At 69.1% G+C, this 15,783-nt stretch carries 15 protein-coding genes; 9 read left to right on the top strand and 6 right to left on the bottom strand.

The genetic code is table 11. The annotated features are described in order from the left end of the window. Positions 1 to 608: 608 nt before the first annotated feature. On the bottom strand, positions 609 to 1,682 hold the full coding sequence (locus ABD343_RS40770; protein WP_344535936.1) for a C40 family peptidase: 1,074 nt from the start codon (positions 1,680 to 1,682) through the stop codon (positions 609 to 611). Further along, on the bottom strand, positions 1,679 to 2,167 hold the full coding sequence (locus ABD343_RS40765) for a helix-turn-helix domain-containing protein (RefSeq protein ID WP_344535937.1): 489 nt from the start codon (positions 2,165 to 2,167) through the stop codon (positions 1,679 to 1,681). The genes ABD343_RS40770 and ABD343_RS40765 overlap by 4 nt, the downstream gene beginning before the upstream one ends. 140 nt (positions 2,168 to 2,307) lie before the next feature. Between ABD343_RS40765 and ABD343_RS40760 the strand changes: the two genes are divergently transcribed. The 8 genes from ABD343_RS40760 to ABD343_RS40725 are packed head-to-tail and all read left to right on the top strand — an operon-like array spanning position 2,308 to position 10,721. Next, positions 2,308 to 2,685 carry a hypothetical protein gene (locus ABD343_RS40760; RefSeq protein WP_344535935.1) on the top strand — a complete coding sequence of 126 codons (378 nt, stop codon included), beginning with the start codon at positions 2,308 to 2,310 and terminating at the stop codon, positions 2,683 to 2,685. Between the two features lie 15 nt (positions 2,686 to 2,700). Continuing rightward, positions 2,701 to 3,012, top strand: coding sequence for a hypothetical protein (locus ABD343_RS40755; RefSeq protein ID WP_344535934.1), 312 nt, complete (start codon positions 2,701 to 2,703; stop codon positions 3,010 to 3,012). A 10-nt stretch (positions 3,013 to 3,022) separates the two neighbouring features. Continuing rightward, positions 3,023 to 3,793, top strand: a complete 771-nt coding sequence (locus tag ABD343_RS40750; protein WP_344535932.1) for a DUF8175 domain-containg protein — start codon at positions 3,023 to 3,025, stop codon at positions 3,791 to 3,793. After that, complete coding sequence (locus ABD343_RS40745) at positions 3,790 to 5,340, top strand: TrbL/VirB6 family protein (protein WP_344535931.1); 1,551 nt, start codon at positions 3,790 to 3,792, stop codon at positions 5,338 to 5,340. Before ABD343_RS40750 ends, ABD343_RS40745 begins: the two co-directional genes overlap by 4 nt. Continuing rightward, the gene (locus ABD343_RS40740; RefSeq protein ID WP_344535930.1) at positions 5,337 to 6,779 is read left to right on the top strand and encodes an SCO6880 family protein; all 1,443 of its coding nucleotides are present in this window, start codon (positions 5,337 to 5,339) and stop codon (positions 6,777 to 6,779) included. Before ABD343_RS40745 ends, ABD343_RS40740 begins: the two co-directional genes overlap by 4 nt. Positions 6,780 to 6,790: 11 nt before the next feature. Continuing rightward, entirely contained in the window at positions 6,791 to 8,356 is a 1,566-nt protein-coding gene (locus tag ABD343_RS40735; protein WP_344535929.1) for an ATP-binding protein, read from the top strand. Beyond that, the gene (locus ABD343_RS40730) at positions 8,353 to 10,122 is read left to right on the top strand and encodes a type IV secretory system conjugative DNA transfer family protein (RefSeq protein WP_344535928.1); all 1,770 of its coding nucleotides are present in this window, start codon (positions 8,353 to 8,355) and stop codon (positions 10,120 to 10,122) included. Before ABD343_RS40735 ends, ABD343_RS40730 begins: the two co-directional genes overlap by 4 nt. Next, a complete protein-coding gene (locus tag ABD343_RS40725) occupies positions 10,119 to 10,721 on the top strand; it encodes a DUF4913 domain-containing protein (protein ID WP_344535927.1) in 603 nt (200 codons plus the stop codon). Before ABD343_RS40730 ends, ABD343_RS40725 begins: the two co-directional genes overlap by 4 nt. A gap of 66 nt (positions 10,722 to 10,787) precedes the next feature. On the opposite strand, the gene ABD343_RS40720 is transcribed toward ABD343_RS40725, so the two are convergent. The 4 genes from ABD343_RS40720 to ABD343_RS40705 all read right to left on the bottom strand — a co-directional run bounded on the left by ABD343_RS40720 (position 10,788) and on the right by ABD343_RS40705 (position 14,932). Continuing rightward, positions 10,788 to 11,174 (bottom strand): hypothetical protein, encoded by a 387-nt coding sequence (locus ABD343_RS40720; protein ID WP_344535926.1) that lies wholly within the window; start codon positions 11,172 to 11,174, stop codon positions 10,788 to 10,790. Beyond that, complete coding sequence (locus ABD343_RS40715; RefSeq protein ID WP_344535925.1) at positions 11,171 to 12,658, bottom strand: hypothetical protein; 1,488 nt, start codon at positions 12,656 to 12,658, stop codon at positions 11,171 to 11,173. Before ABD343_RS40715 ends, ABD343_RS40720 begins: the two co-directional genes overlap by 4 nt. A gap of 103 nt (positions 12,659 to 12,761) precedes the next feature. Further along, complete coding sequence (locus ABD343_RS40710) at positions 12,762 to 14,528, bottom strand: relaxase/mobilization nuclease domain-containing protein (RefSeq protein WP_344535924.1); 1,767 nt, start codon at positions 14,526 to 14,528, stop codon at positions 12,762 to 12,764. After that, positions 14,525 to 14,932 carry a plasmid mobilization protein gene (locus ABD343_RS40705; RefSeq protein ID WP_425578394.1) on the bottom strand — a complete coding sequence of 136 codons (408 nt, stop codon included), beginning with the start codon at positions 14,930 to 14,932 and terminating at the stop codon, positions 14,525 to 14,527. Before ABD343_RS40705 ends, ABD343_RS40710 begins: the two co-directional genes overlap by 4 nt. 292 nt (positions 14,933 to 15,224) lie before the next feature. Between ABD343_RS40705 and ABD343_RS40700 the strand changes: the two genes are divergently transcribed. After that, complete coding sequence (locus tag ABD343_RS40700; RefSeq protein WP_344535922.1) at positions 15,225 to 15,641, top strand: hypothetical protein; 417 nt, start codon at positions 15,225 to 15,227, stop codon at positions 15,639 to 15,641. Positions 15,642 to 15,783 lie beyond the last annotated feature (142 nt).

Raw genomic sequence — 15,783 nt, 5'->3', positions numbered from 1 at the left:
CCCGACCCCCTCTAGTTCGGCCCCGGCGATGCCGGTTACCTCGTCATCGCCAGGGGCCTCGACCCTCTAGGGAGAATCATGCTCAGGGTAGAGGAGCGGTCGCTGAGCGGCCGTGAGTGCGTATTGACGGCGCGGGCCGTCCCCGCGTCGTCTTCGGGGCCGGTGCGGTTCGCGGTGGGCCGGATCGCCGGGCGTCCGGCCGTGCCGGCTCCGCGTCCGCCGCTGGATGACGAGCTGTGTGCGCTGGCGCTGTCGGTTGGGGTGCTGTGCTGATGAGCCAGACGAGCAACGTTGTGGAGCCGCGGGGAGGTTGGCCCCTGGTGCCGCCGACAGCGCCGGAACCGGAGCCTGTACCCGAAGTCTCCCCGGCGCCCAAGCCGGCGGATGAACCTGCGGCCGTGGCCGTGCCGTCGGGGCCTCCGGTGGATGATCTGGCCGCCATCATGGCGTCGCTGAACGCATCGGCTGATCGGGTCTACGTCGACCGTCGACCGTCGACCGCCTGACACTTCGACGGCCAACCTCCGGGCCCGCACTCCGTCCGGGAGTGCGGGCCCTGTCTGTGCTCAAGGGAGCCAACCACCTGAGTTCGCGTGTACACGCGAAAACTAGTTGGGACGGGTGGCCCCGTAGTAGTCGCCTGCTGGCATGGCCTGCGCGACGCTCTTCACCTCTATCTTGGCGACGGTCTTGCCGTCTCTGGTGGTGCGGGGAGCCTGGATGATCTGCCCGTTCCCCTTGTAGATGGCTACGTGATAGATCCCTCCGGCCCTTCCGTGTGACCAGAACAGCAGATCGCCCACCTCCAGTTCGCTCCTGCTCACGGTGCGGTTGGAGGTGGCGCCGTACTGGTCGGCTGCGGTCCTCGGGAGTTGCGTCGTCGGCCAATACGCGTACTGGACCAACGACGAACAGTCGAATCCGCTTGTCACCGCGGCGGAGCACTTGCCTGCGATGTATCCGTTCGTCCCGTCGCAGAACCCCTTGCTGGGCCCATTGGGTTTGCCTCCGCCCCACGAGTACGGGATGCCGAGCTGTGTCGCGGCCCGGCGTGTGGCCTTGGCGCCGTCCCCGCTTCCGGAGATCGTCACTGCGGTGTTGAGCTTGGCCGCGTTCTTGGTGATGACGGTGACGTAGTGACTCGTCTCCTTGTAGGGAGGGATTCCCCGGTATTTTTGGACTGCGCCCCATCCGGCGTTATATCCAGCGAGGGCGAGTTTCATCGGGTTTCCCCCGTACTGCGACTTCTTGGCCCGTGCGAGCAGGCTGCACATGTATTTGCCCTGGGCCATGATGGAGTCCTCCGGGTCGTCTGTCCCGGTGTGTCCGTCTCCGTCGCTGTCCTCGCCATAGGCGGCGAAGGTGGACGGGATGAACTGCGCTATCCCTTGGGCGCCCGCGCCGCTCGTGACGTTGGTACGCCACTGGCTTTCCTGCTGGATCTGCGCTGCAAGGATGCCGGGGGAGAGCCCTTCGCACTGTGTGGCTGACTTCTTGACCCACGGCACGTACTTCAGTGCTCTGTCTGGCAGCAAAGCGGTATTGAGCCCCAGCCCTCCCGCGACGATTCCCGCGTCCTGCTCTTCCTCCTCGTCGGCGAGTGCGATCACTGCACCGCCGACCGCCAGGACCGGGATCGCGAGTACCGCGGCGGCGGCTCCGAGCATGAGCCCTTTACTCATGTCCCCCCCCTGTCCTTGATTGCCCGCCCGCGTTCATCGCGGCCGGCCTGCCACGCGGAGAGCCAGCGTTTGCGGCTCACCGCGTATGCCTTGGCCCACAGCTCGGGCTGGCTGGCCCGGTAGACCCCGCGCTCGACCCGGCTGACCATCTGGACACTCTTGCCGACCAGTTGCGCGATCTCCCGTTGTGTCCTGCCGAGCTGCTGCCGGATATGCCGGAGCGTGCGGGGGGAGTCGCCTGATGGTGCGAGGTGTTCCACCGTGGTCCCCAGTGCCTCCGCGAGCTGCCGGACGACGCGGGCACTGGGGTACCGGCCTGCCCCCGATTCGGCTCGCCGGACCGTTTCGGGGCTGATTCCCGCGAGCACTGCCACCTGTTCCGCACTGAGCCCCGCTTTCTGTCGCTCCCTTTTCAGCCGCTCCGACCGGAATGTCTGGACACCGCTTGACCGGCTCATGGTCCCCAACTTGTAAGCGTCATACATGGCAGGCACTTATGGTAGCTTAGCGGTGACTGCTAGTGCTTCCGGGGGGGATGATGGGTCAGCTGATGAACAGTCAGAGCGTCGCGACACGACAGGCCGTTGCCGTCCTTGGGGCTCACGGGGGAGCGGGCGTCACCACTGTGACGGCGTTCCTGGATCCCGCAACTACCGGCAATGCCATTGAGTTGACTCCCGGCTCACAACTGCCTCTGTATTACATGCCTGTACTGGTGGCGCAGTCCACCGCTTTCGGCATGAAGAGAGCAGCCGAAATGCTCGGGAACTGGCATCCCGACCTTCCCCGCCCGTGGCTCGTCGTCGTACGCGATGCGCCGATGGCGCCGCCACGGCCGGCCAAATACCGGTTGAGGGCGATCGGTTCGCGGGTGCTGGGAGTGGCCGAGGTTCCCTACCTCTACAGGCTGCGGGGGGTCGACTCCCCAGCGGAAGCGCTGGAGTACCGGGCCGTGAGCCGGGCGGCGGAGCGGCTGCGCAGACGGTTCAACCTGCCCAAATAGACAGAGGAGAGCGGAATGCACTGGATGCACCACGCGGGGGACACCCTGGACGTGCTGGCAGCGAACGGAGGTACCGACTGGGACAAGGGGCCCGAGGCCCCTCCCGGCATGGAAAACGTGCTGCCCGAATGGGTCGGGTGGGGCAAGTGGTTCGCGATCGGTGCCGGAATCCTGGGGCTGATCGCCTGCGGAATCATGATGATGGTCGGCCGCCGCAACCGCGGCCACATGTCGGCCGAGGGCGCCGTGGGCGCTCTGTGGGTGATCGCGGGGCTCTCCGTCGTCGCACTGGCCGCCGGAGTCGTACCCGCCGTCATCGGCGCATAGGGAGGCTGGCATGTCCCTGGATCTCAAAGAGCGCTCACAGCGCCGGATGCGCCTGCTGATCGCCGTATTGGTGTGCGTCGTCGTGCTCCTGGTCGCGCTCGTCGTCGCCGTGGCGACGGCCGGTGACGACGGTGACGACAAGGCCAAGGGCGGAAGGGACGGCGGCACCTCGGCCCAGCCGGAGCCGTCCGCCTCGGCGAGCACGCTGCCCGAGGACGACGGATACACAGACCCGGACACCTGGATCAAGCTGCCCAAGGGAGACGGCAAGGAGAACGGGCTCCCCGTCGAATTCCCGCACACCGTGCGCGGGGCTGCGGCCATGGCGGTCGCTGCGAACCGCAACGCCTGGACCTTCGATAAGGACGCCGTCAAGCGGGGTGCGGAAACGTACACCGTGGCCCAGTATCGAGCGCCGATGGCCAAGCAGGCGGCGGCCTCGGCGGCGGCTGTCGCACAGTTCGCCGGAGTCCCCTCCGGACAGACGCCGCCCAAGGACGCCACGATCAACGGCGCCCCCATCGGGGTGCAGTGGAAGCAGATTTCCAAGGACCGCGTGCAGGTCTTCACGTTGACCCGCATCACTTCCAGCGCCGGAGACGGCGCGGAATCCAAGACCCGGTTGCAGGCGGTCCCGGCCGAGGTCGTTTGGGAGGGCGGCGACTGGAAGACAACACCCACCCCGAAGGGCGGGACGCCCGAGGCACCCGAGCCGGCCGACCTGGGGTCGTCTAAGTTCAGCGAGTTGGGCTGGAAGGCGATTCAAGAGGGGGACCGGTGAGGTCCCTCGCCGCACGGACTGCTGCGGTCCTCCTGGCCCTCCTGGTCGTCGTCGGGCTGGGGGCGGCGCCGGCATCCGCCGCACCTGCCCATGTCCCGGCAGCTTCTCCCGCTCACGTCCCGACGGCCAAGACGGACGTGTGGGGCACGATGTGCAAGGCGGGTGTCATCTCGCCCGCTATCGGGGCCATCGGCTGCGGAAAGAAGATCATCGAAAAGGGCCCGTCCGGGGCAGCCAAGGAAGCCGCTAAGTCCCTGTCTGACTCGGTCCTCGGTGACTTCTCCAAAGCCGCGGTGGAGTTCACCAGCGACATGATGAAGAAATCTCTCACCTGGTGGCTCACCACGGATTCGGTACAGGTGAAAGACAGCGGCGTCATGGAACCGACCGATCCAAAGGACCCGACGAAGAAAGTCAGTCTGCATGCGATCATGCTCGGCATCGGTACGGCCATCGCGGTCATTCTCGCGATGCTGGCCGGTATCAGAACCATGATCCAGCGCAAGGGGCAACCCATCGCGCAGGCAGTTCAAGGGCTTCTGATCAACTGCTTTGTGATCGCTGTGGGTGTCGGGATGATTGACGCCCTGCTGATCGCCTCCGACAAGCTGACCGATGTAATCCTCGGTGTCGGTTTCGACGGGAAAGCGCCGGAGAAAATCACCGCGATGCTGCTGCCGCAGATCGGCAATCCCGCCGGGCTGCTTTTCATTGCCCTCGTCGTACTGCTGGTTGGCGGCGTACAGGTCGTACTTCTCTTTCTCAGGCAGGCGGCGGTACCGATTCAGGCACTTCTGTTGCCGATTGCCGGAGCCGGGCAGATGGGCGCCGAGGGAGCCCGGAAGTGGCTGCCGAACCTCATCAACATGATCATGGCGGTGATCTGCTACAAGCCCTGTGCCGCGCTGATCATGACCGTCGGGTTCGTAGAGATCGAGAACTCGGACAAGATCATCGACTTCATCCGGGGAGTGACCACGCTCGTCCTGTCCGTCGTCGCTCTCAAAGCGCTGTTGACCCTGTTCGCGCCGATCGGCGTCGCGGTCGGCGCTGCGTCGGCCGCCGGGGGCGGCATGGCGGGCGGCCTGATGAGCATGGCCGGCTCATTCGCGGGCGGCCACTCGGGCAGCGGCGGCGGCTCCGGCGGCGGCACCTCGGCGAGCGAACAGGCGGGTCACATGGACAAGTCCGGCCCGGCCTCTGGCTCGGGCTCGGGCTCGGGCTCGGGCTCGGGCGATGACTCGTCGCGCACGCAGGACGGCAGCAGCGCCGTACAACAGGCCAATGCCAACGGCACCGACAGCCCGTCGATCCCCGCCCAACAGGGTGCGGGCACAGGAGCAGGCGGAGCGGCCGAGGGTGCGGCAGCGGGCGACGGCGCGGCAGCGGCCGGAACGTCGGGCGCGGCGGCAGGGGGCTCATCGGCGGGTGCCTCTGGTGCTGGTGCGGCAGCCGGGGGACCGGCGTCCATCGCCATCGTGGCGGCGGAAGCGGCCAAGGGGGCCGCAGACAAGGGAGGCAACACCATGGGACAGGGGGACAAGTGACTACCGCGAACGAGCCTGAGCTGTACGGCGGTTGGCGGCGCTCGTACTCGCTCGGCATCGCCACACTCAACACATCGCAGACCGTAATCGTGGTCAGCACCGCCATGGTCGTGATCCTCTCGGTGGCCTTCGGCGGCGTCGCGCCGCTGTTGGTGACGCTGCCGATCGGCCTCGTCGTCGTCACGCTGACGGTGTGGCAGCGGCACGGCATGCCGCTGCTGACCCTCCTTGGCGCCCGGCTGCGCTGGCAACTCGCCTCCTGGCGGGGAGAGACCAGCTACCGCCAGCAGTTCCAGGCGGCACCGCAGTGCCTCGACCTGCCCGGCATGGCCGCCTCGACCAAACTCGTAAAGGCCGAGCGGCCCGGCGACGACGGCGCGGCCGGTCTGGTCTGGAACCAGCGGACCGGCACGTTCACCGCAACCATGCTCCTCCAGCCTGCCGGGGCCCTGCTGGCTGCGGGCTCCACGGTGAAGGCGAGTGTGCGCGCGTGGGCCGACACCCTCGCGGGCCTGGCCGACGAGGACGGCGTACGGGCGGCAAGCGTGACCCTGCACATCACCCCGTCCAGCGGACGGGCCCTGTCCGATCACGTACAGGACCGGGCCACCGCCTCGGCCCCGGCGCTGGCGAAGCAGACCATGCGCGACCTGGTCGACTCCAGCCCCCGCGCGAGTGCTCAGCTCTCGGCCTGGTTCTCGTTGATCATCAATCCCTCAGCCGGGGTCAACAAGCCCAAGAATCCCGCCGAAGCGGCGGCCGAGACGCTGCGGACGCTGGACGGCGTGGACCTGGCGGGCAGCGGCGCTGACGTACTGCGGGTCGCGAGCGACCAGGACGTGAAGCGCCTCGTGCGGGCCGGGTTCAACCCGGAGGACCTGGACGCGCCCGGGGAGGAGATTGACGAACTGGTCTGGCATGAGGTCGGGCCGGTGGCGGCCGAGGACGGATGGGAGGAGTACCGGCACGACGGCAGTGTGTCCGTCTCCTGGGTACTGCGGGCAGCACCCCGGCGGCACGTCCCCTATGACGTGCTGCTGCGGCTCCTGAGTCCCGGACAGTTCCAACGGCGCGTCACCCTGGCCTACCGGATACTGCCGTCCGATGAGGGCGCGGCCGTCGCCGAGCGCGAGGTGAACGCCGCGCAGGCCCGGGAGGACTACCGGCAGCGCACCCGGCGCGCGGCGACCCGGCGCGAAAAGGTCGACGCGCAGAACGCCGACAGGACCGCCCTCGAAGAGGCCACCGGTTCGGCCATCGTCCAATGGTCGGTGTACATCACGACGACCGTGCAGGACCGGGCGAACCTCCCCGCGGCCCGCCGCGAGGTGGAGAAGGCGGCCCGGTCCTCCGGGGGCATGCGTATCCGTCCCGCCTACGGGGGGCAGGCGGCCGGCCTGCTGGTCGGCCTGCCTCTCGGTATCAATCCGCTGTTGTGAAAGGGGGCCTGATGCGGAAAACGAAGGCGGGCGCAAGCTCGTCCCGGCTCATGCAGGGAGCCGGGACGAGTGGCCACGACTCTACCGGGGCCGATGAATGGCGCCTGAACCCTCGCGTGATCGCGGGCCGGAAAGGCTGGCGGGGCCCGGGGGCAGGGTACTCGCCCACCCTCGACGCGGGCGCCGTCTATCAGGCCACCAGCCGACAGGTAGGCGGCCTCTACCCGTACGTCCTCGGCGCGGGCCTCCCGCCCGAGGGCGTACCGATCGGCCCGGACCTGCTGACACATGAGCTGGTGTGCCTGGACCCCTCCGGATGGATCGGCACACTCGTCACCAACCCCGGCGTGTGGATTCAGTCCGAACCGGGGGTGGGCAAAAGCGCCATCGCGAAACGGCTGTGCCTGGGATACGCGGCATACGGACACATGACCGTCTGCCCCGGCGACGTGAAAGGCGAATACACCCCCCTGGTGACGGCCATGGGCGGCCAGGTCGTCCGCATCGGCCGGGGGCTCGACCGGCTCAACCCGCTGGACTCCGGCCCCCTTCGGGGGCGGCTGCCGGGCCTCGCCCCCGAACGGCGGGACCAGCTCCTCGCCGAAATCAACGGCCGCCGCGCGGGCCTGCTGACGGCCCTGCTCGCCACGGACGTGGGCCTCGGCCGCAAGCCCAACGCGACGGAACGCAACATCGTCAACTTCGCCGTTCAGCACGTCGCAACCCGGCTGCTGGGCGGGGATGACCCAGTGATCCCCGACGTGGTGAAGGTGCTAAGGGAGGGGCCAAAAGAGCTCTGGCAGCGCTTGGAGGTCGACACCGAAGAGGCATACCGCAGCTTGATCCGAGACGTGACGCTCGCGCTGGAGAACCTGACGGACGGCCCGCTCGCGGGCATCTTCGACGGAGCCACGACGCATCCCCTCGACCTGGACGCCCCGGCCCTGTCCGTCGATCTGTCCTCGCTGCTGACCGCCGACGACGACGTGATTGCGGCCGGCCTTCTGGCCACGTGGGCCTACTCCTACACCTCGATTGACTCGGCCCGCGCCATCGGCATGATGGACCGCCCGTTGGTCCTACCGCTGGATGAGATGTGGCAGGCGCTCCGGGCCGGGCCGGGCATGGTCCAGGCGTTCGACCGCATGACCCGGCTCAACCGGGCCAAGTCCGAGGTCAGTTTGATGATCACGCATTCCAACCGTGACCCGAAGTCGCTGCCGACGGAGGAGGACAGGGCAAAGGCGGTGGGCATGATGAGCCGCTGTTCCACCGTGATCCTGGGGGCGCTCTCGCCCGAAGAACTCGATGGGCTGTCCGAACAACGGCCCCTCTCGGACGCGGAAAAGGCACTCGTCTCCTCCTGGTCCTCCGCCCGTGTCGCGACCATCGACAACACCCCGGGCGGGCGCGGCAAGCGGCGCAACCGCCACCCGGGACGCGGAAAGTACCTGATCAAACTCGGTAACCAGCCGGGCACGGCGGCCCGTCTACAGCTGACCCCCTCAGAAGAGGCGATGTACGAGACCGACCCGAACAAGAGCCGGGCTACGGAGCAGATGGAGGGGACGGGGTGAGCGAACAGACCTCGCCGACGGCTGGAGCGGGCGCGGCGGCGCCTGCGACCATCCTCGGCATCATCATCGGCGCGGCCGTGCTGGGCACGGCCTCATGGCTGGGCGGCACCCTCGGGGCCGCCCTCGGGGGAGGCGGCTGGGCCCCGCCCCCGTACTCCATCGCGACCGGCGTCGACTTCCTCAAGGGCGGCCCGTCGGCCCTGTGGCCCGAGGCACCGACCGGCGGCCTGGTGGGCATGCTCGTGCTCCTGGTCCTCGTCGCCGTCAGCCTGGTCGTCGCTGGCGTGCTGCTGTGGCGCCGCTTCCGTCCCGGCTCCGGCCTCGGCGGCCGCCGCGAAATGCGTGCGCTGGGGAAGAAGGCCGCCGAAGAACGGGCCCGCCAGCTCCGCCCGGAGCTGGCGAAGGTCAAGGAACTAGAGACCCGCGACCTGGGGGTCCGGCTCGGCGAGCTCGCGCCGAACGGCGTCGACGGGCCGTTCGGCCCCGAGCTGTACGGCTCGGATGAGGACACGTACACGGTCGTGATGGGCCCCCGCGCGGGCAAGACATCCGGTCTCGCGGTGCCGATCCTGCTCGATGCCCCGGGCGCGGCCCTGCTGACCTCGAACCGCAACGACGCGTACGCGATCACCAGAAGGGAACGGGCCCGGCACGGCACCACGCACACCTTCGACCTTCAGCAGATCACGTACGCCGAGCGGGACGTGTGGGTCGACCTGCTCTCGTCGGCCCGCTCGATTGAGGGTGCCAGCCGGTTGGCGATGCACTTCATCAACGCGGACAGCGACACCCGGGCCGCTGACGACTTCTGGGCCAAGGCCGGATCCAACACGTTGATGGCGCTCTTCCACGCGGCGGCGGTCTCCGGCGCGACGTTCGATGACGTGTTGCGCTGGCTGGACACCCCGGCCGACCGGGCCCCGGTCAACGCGCTGAAGTCGAGCAACCCGGCGCTGGCCTCCCGGCTCTCCTCCACCGTCGCCGGCGCGGTCGAGACCCGGGACGGCATCTATGAGACGGCCCGGCAGGCGACGAACTGCCTCCTGGACCCGGAGATCCGGGCATGGGTGACGCCGGACAAGTCCCGTCCCAAGTTCGATCCGTACGCATTCGTGACCAGCAAGGACACCGCGTACCTGCTGTCCAAGGACGGCGGCGGCTCGGCGGCCGCGATCACCGCGAGCATCGCGGACCTGATCTTCCGCGGCGGCACGCTGGCGGCCGAGCGCAACGGCACCGGCCGGCTCCCCATTCCGCTGCGGGCCGTCCTCGATGAGGCGGCGAACGTGTGCAGGATCGCCGATTTGCCCAAGCTGTACAGCCACCTCGGCGGTCGCGGCATCAACCCCGTCACCATCCTCCAGAGCTACAAACAGGGCTCGATGGTGTGGAGCGAAGGCGGGATGGACGCCCTGTGGGTCGCGAGCACAGTGAAGCTCCTCGGCGCCGGTCAGGACGACGCCGATTTCGCGGAGAACATCAGCAAGCTGGCCGGCAAGCACGATGTACGGGACATCTCGACGTCGCACGGTTCCTCGGGCCGCTCGACCAGCCTGGGCCAGCGAGAGAAGGAGATCTTGCAGGCGTCCAAGGTCAGGCAGCTCGAACGCGGGCACGGCCTGGTGTGGGCAAGCGGGACGCCCATGGCCCGGTTCAGGCTCACCCCGTGGATGTTCTCGGAGCAGGCGGAGACACTGAAGGCGGACAAGGCGGCTGAGGAGAAGGCCATCACGGCCCGCGCGAACGAAGCCGAGGTGATCCTGTGACCGAGGAGACTCCGGCATCGGTGACGGAGGACGTGGAGGACCTGCGGGCGACCGTCCACGCGCTCGCGGCCCAGCTCCAGGACAACACGGAGAAGCTGGGAGCCCTGATCGACTTCGGGGCCGCGGGCGGAGAAGGTGACGCGCACGAACCGCCGTCCCCGGACGGCGAGGACACGAAGGAGAAGAAGGGGAAGGGGAGCGGTAAGCCTCCGGCCCCGCCGCTGATCCTCCGCTTGTCCCCGGACGAGTTCGACGCCGAGCTTCAGCAGCTCGACCAGTGGGTCCGGTACGTCCTGGTGCCGACGTACCTCAACGAGATCACGTCGTACGCGCCGTGGTGCTCGCGCTGGTGGGAACACCCGCAGGCGGTAGCCCGGCTACACGCGCTGTGGATCGCCTGGCAGGAGCTCACCACACCGGAGGCCGGCGGCTGGACCGGCCCGTCCGTGTGGCACAGGGACCACCTGGACCCGTGCCTTGCCGCGCTGCGGTCGCCGGGCGGCCCGCTCACCGCGTGCATGACCACTCCGGACCACCGGCAACACGAGCACACCCACGCGCCGCCCGTGGACCCCGTGGAGACGACGGCCGCCCTCTAGCCGAACACCGCACGCACGACGGTGGGCGAGACCTTCTGGTCTCGCCCGCCGCTGTTGTGTCTGGACTCAGGGGACCCGGCGCTTCGGGGCCTGGGACTGCTGCCGCTGCTGCTGTTGCGCCGACTGTTGTCCCTGCGTCTGCTGGGCGCCGACGTTCTTAGGGCCCGGTGGCCCCGCAACCGTGGTGGAGTAGGCGTTGGCGGCTTCGTAGCGACGCTCGTCGGCGCCGAACGCGGCGGCCTTGTGCTCGTGCTCGTGGGCGTCTCCGTACGCCGCCGTGGCAGCCTCCTCGTAGCCGTCCCGGGTGAACTCATCCGCCCGGCCAAGCGCGTCGTCCGCGCGAGCCGTCTCGGTCTCCCTCTCGTGGTCCAAGCGCTTGTTCAACGTGGGCTCGCGACGTACGGCCGTCGGCCGCTCGTCGCCCTCGTCGCGGGTGCGGGACTCGTCGCTCATCGCGTCCTTCCGTGGGTCTGCGCCGGGGTAGCCGGCGTTGTCGGGGCGGCGGCCGGCCCTTTGTCCTTCGCCTTCGGGGCCTCGGCGGTGTTGGAGGTCGCACGCGCAACGTCGGCGGCCGCGGCCTTGTTCGCCTGGCTCGCGGTGACCTCCTTCCCGTTCACCAGCAGATCAGCCGCCGTGGTGCTGGATACCTGGGCCTGGTACCGGTCGGTGGACAGGTCGTACCGGCCGATGACGTCGCGCTTGCTCAGCTCCGATACGAGCGCGTTCGCCTGGGGCTGGTCGACGCCGAGCCCCCTGCTCAACGTTTCGGCGTTCACCCCGTCCTTCATGCCGGCGACGTGGTGCGCGGCGGTGCGAAGCTGCTCGGGGGTGACGGCCATCCCCCCGTCGGCCGCCGGTGCTGCGGTCCCCTTCACCCGGCTCTCCCGTACGGCTCCGTTCACCTCGCCCTTGCTCAGCGCCGGGGCCTTCGGGGTGTAGGAGCCGACGGGCTGGCGTGCAGCCGTGCCGGTGACGCGGCTCGTCGGTGCGGGGTGGCGCAATGCCTCCTGCGCGGCATCCGCGAGACTGACCCGGCCACCTCTCGCGGCCTGGCTGGCAACGACCTGGGGGAGACGTGCGAGCCGCGGTCCCGGGTCGATCTTTCGGTTCTCCAGGTCGCGCATGCTGGCGGCCACCTGCGGCCACTTGTTGGACACCACCAGCACCTCGGCCGTGTGTCGGTCCTTGATGTTTTCCCGAAGCATCCGGATGTATTTCTGGTTCTCCTGGGTGGACAGTCCCATTTCGGCAAGCGTGGCCATGCGGTCGCCACGTCCACCGCTTCCTCGGCGGCCGCGACGGCTCTCATTCGTTGCCGGGGGAGTGCCGCGCACGGGGACCGGCGCAGTCTCCTTCTCCAGCTTCTCGACTCGGGCGGCGTGCTGCTTCCACGCCTCGTTCATCGTCGCCTCGACCTTGGCCCCGGGCTCGGCGGCGGCGGCGAGCATCTGCGGCATGTCGATTCCGGCAGCCTGCATCTGCCGCATCTCGTCCGCGATCTGTGGCCACCGCTCGCTGTTCACGAGGGTGTCGGCGAGCCGGTCGCCCAGGTGCTCGCGCACCATCTGTTCCGGCGTCGGCTGCGGTGCGATGGTCGCGGCGATGCGCTCGGCGATGCGGCCGGCGTCGCCGAGGAAGGCGCGCACGTCGATCCCTGCGGCCTCCAGCGTGCGCAGATCGTTTGCAATCTGTGGCCACTGCTCGGAGTTGAGCAGTGCGTCACGAAGGTTGGGGTCCCGGAACTGCTCGCGCACCATGCCGGCGTACCGCTGGGCGGCGTCCCCGCTCGGCTGGTCGAGCTGCCGCAACCGCTCGACCTGGGCGGCCCGCTCGGGGTTTCCCTTCGTCTGTCGTTCGGATACGGCCATGGCGATGGTAACGAGGAATCGCACGCTCATGACTGCGGTTTGTGCGGTCTGTCCGGCGGCCTGTTCCATCGGGCTTTCACTCAAAGGGGCACCCCCTGTGATGGTTCAGCGGGAAACGTGTCCCGCTGCGGTGTCGCACCGCGCGTGCGGCGCGTCTTGGGGTGATTCTCTCCTATCTCCTCGGACCGCGGGGGCGGTTTTCCGGTCCTCGCTGTGCGGCCCGCTGGGCTTCGCTCTGCTCGCCGAGTCGGCGGTCCGGCGGCCGCTTCTTCGGCGTCTTCGGTCCGGTCGCCGTGGGAGTCTTCGGCGGTGTCACGGAGTCTTGTTGCATGCGGCCCTGCAAGCGCCACGTGAGGACCTGGGCGACGCTCTCGGCCGTGCCGAGTTCGCGCTGTGCGGCGATCTCGCCGAGCACGGTCGACGGGATGTATCCCGCTTCGCCGGCGGCCTCCAGCGTCGTCGCGAGCGCGGGCCATGCCTCGTCGCTCAAAATCTCCTCTGCCCGTCCCGGCAGCGCCTCCCGGACAACGTGCTCGTACCGCTCCGGCTGTGCGCTGCTGCGGCGGTTCCGGCTGCTCTGGCTGGAGCTTCGGCCTCGTCCTCCGCCGGTTGCGGCACCTGTGGTGATCTCGGTGGCAGCGCGAAGGTGTCGGCCGGCGGCCGCGGCGCCCTCCGCCTGCATGCGGTGCTGCTTGGCCTGGTGCCACTGGTACGCGGCGACGGCCGCGAGTGCGAGCGCGTTCATGAGGGCGATGGCGGCTGCCGTCTCGTTGCCTCCGCCCACCATCATCGCGCCGAGCACAAGGCTCTGCGTCGCGTCGGTGAGGTGGCGGCGAGCCTGGCTGGACGCGCGGTCAACGGCCGGCGCTCGGCCCGCGCGCTCGAATGCCTTCGCGGCTTCCTTGATCTCGCCGCGGACCATGCGGGGTGCGTCGGCGGAATAGGTGGTCAGCACGTCGCCGAGCGCGGCCACGATGCCGGCGCCCTCTGCGTCCCCGGAGCGGGACAGCTCGGCGGCGGCCTGCTCGACGCATGCGGCCGCTTGCTGCCATGCCTCGGCCCGCGTTGTCGGCCTCGTCGGCGACGCACCGTCGCGGCCTGTCCAGCGTTCACGGACCCGGGGGAGGGAGAGATCCGGGGCGAGCCGGCTCCCGGAATACCACACAGCCCGGCCCTCCTTGGTGCGGTCACCTGGCAGCGCAACGGAGTACCCGGTGGTGTTCCCGTCCGGCGCGGTCCGCTTCTGCACGCGAAGGCCGGCCTTCGCGAGCCGGGCGAAGAAATCGTCCTCGCCGGTCGCGCTCGCGGCGGCCTGCCGCACGCGGTCGTGCAGGGTGACGCGGGTCGGCTCGTCCCGGCCGTGGCGGGCAGCCTTGCCGAGCTCGGCGCCCGTCGGCCACTTCTTCGCGGTCTTGTCTCCGCTGCCGAGCACGCGCAACCCGTACTGCTTCTCCAGCTCGCGCGCTCGCGCCTGCATCTTTGGTTCATCACGGCGCACGTTCGGCTGCCTCCCCTCCGCCGTGGCGAGCGTCGCCACGATGTGAATGTGGTCGTCGGCGTGACGTACTGCGATCCATCGGCACGACCGCGCCGGATTGTCCATGGGAGCGATGCCGGCGGCGTCCATGATCTCCCGCGCGACGTGGTTCCATTCCGCGTCGGAAAGCTCGCGGTCACCCGGGTCCAGGCGCACGGGCACGTGGTACACGTGCTGCTTGGGCGGCTTGCCGTCCATCGCCTCGACCGGGGCGTCCAGCAGTCGCGCGAGCGCGGGCACCGTGGCGCCCTCGACTCGGCCCGGATCGCGGGACGCAATGATCCCGTCATCCCATGCGGCGACGAGATGCGGGTTCGTATGTTCGTCGCGCTTCCCCGGCCCGTACAGGTAGTAGACGAGCCCCGCCGTGCGGCTGCCACCCTTCGCCTTGTGCGGGATCACGACCGGCGTCCGTCCATCAGAGAAATGGTCGCGTCGTCCAGGCGCCGAACGGCATCTTCGACTCGCGACAGCACTGTCGCGAGCTGAGCTGGAGTCACCACGCCGTCGGCGTTCAAGGTGTGCGCGATCTGGTTGAGGTTGTTCCCGATCCGGTTCATGTCGGCGCGGGAGTCGATGACCTCGCGCCGTAGCTCCCGCTCATCGACCGGGAGCGGAACAATCTCGCCCTTCGCAACAGCCACGGCGGAGCGAGCTGCGTACGCACCGACCGCGAGCCGTGAACGGTCGGCTGCCTGCTTCAGCGCTTCGTATTCGGCTGCACTGATCCGCAGATTCACACGGTGATCGCGTGGGGTCTTCGTGTGTCGCAGTCGACGGCCGGCAGGTGCGTCGGGCTCACTCAAAATCTCATCCCATCCGGCATCCGCGAATGCCTCCCCCTTGGTCCGTGCCCGGACCGAAAAGGCTGCCCGGCGAGTCGAGTCTAGCGAGCGACCGGGCAGCCTGTCCCGCGTAAGGTCACCTTACGCACTAACTTGCTCCGTCAGGCTGGGCTTGTGGGGTGGGTGCCGGGGGAAGGGCGGCGCGGCGCTTGCCCCGTTGTCGTGACGTGACGGAGCATCACGCGCCTCCGCCATCAGCGGGTTTCGCCGCGTGACCTCCACGGCAACGCAAGCAACCCTCTACCCTGGGCCTATGACTGAATCCGCTGAAGACTCAACCGCGGCGATCGTCCAGCGCGCGGAGAAGCTGAATCAGAGCCGCATGGAGGCGATCCGGCCTCTCGCCGACATGCTCGCCCGGCGTACCAAGCTGCGCGAGGAACTGGAGGCGACCGATGCCGAGTACGGGCGTCTGTACGTAGAAGCCGAGCGGAACGGCTGGACGCCCGACGAACTCAACAATATGGGGGCGGAGGCTCCGACCCGGCGGCCGCGCGGGCGTCCGAAGAAGAGGAGCGCTCCTCGGTCCGGAGCTTCCAAGGGCGAGACGCCGAAGGCGTCGCCCTCGCCGGGCTCGGCTCCCGTGCCGGGTGGTTCGGCGGCTTCACCGCCAGCGGCTCCCGCGCCGCGTGTAAATCCGGACGGTGAACCGAGCGGCGCGCACACCTGAGCTCGTGTTTTCGCGTGTGCACGCTAAGAGCCCGGCGGGGTAGCCGCCGGGCTCTTCGTCTGTCTGCGGCCGTGTGGTGGGTTCCCTCCGGGGGCCCTCCGGGGGCCCTCCGGGGGGCGCGACGCGCGCCAGAGGGGGAGGG

Origin of the sequence: Streptomyces albiaxialis, assembly GCF_039530985.1 — a bacterium.
GTDB classification, from domain to species: domain Bacteria; phylum Actinomycetota; class Actinomycetes; order Streptomycetales; family Streptomycetaceae; genus Streptomyces; species Streptomyces albiaxialis.
The sequence above is the reverse complement of the archived record's forward strand: the minus strand, read 5'-3'. Positions and strand labels throughout refer to the sequence as shown.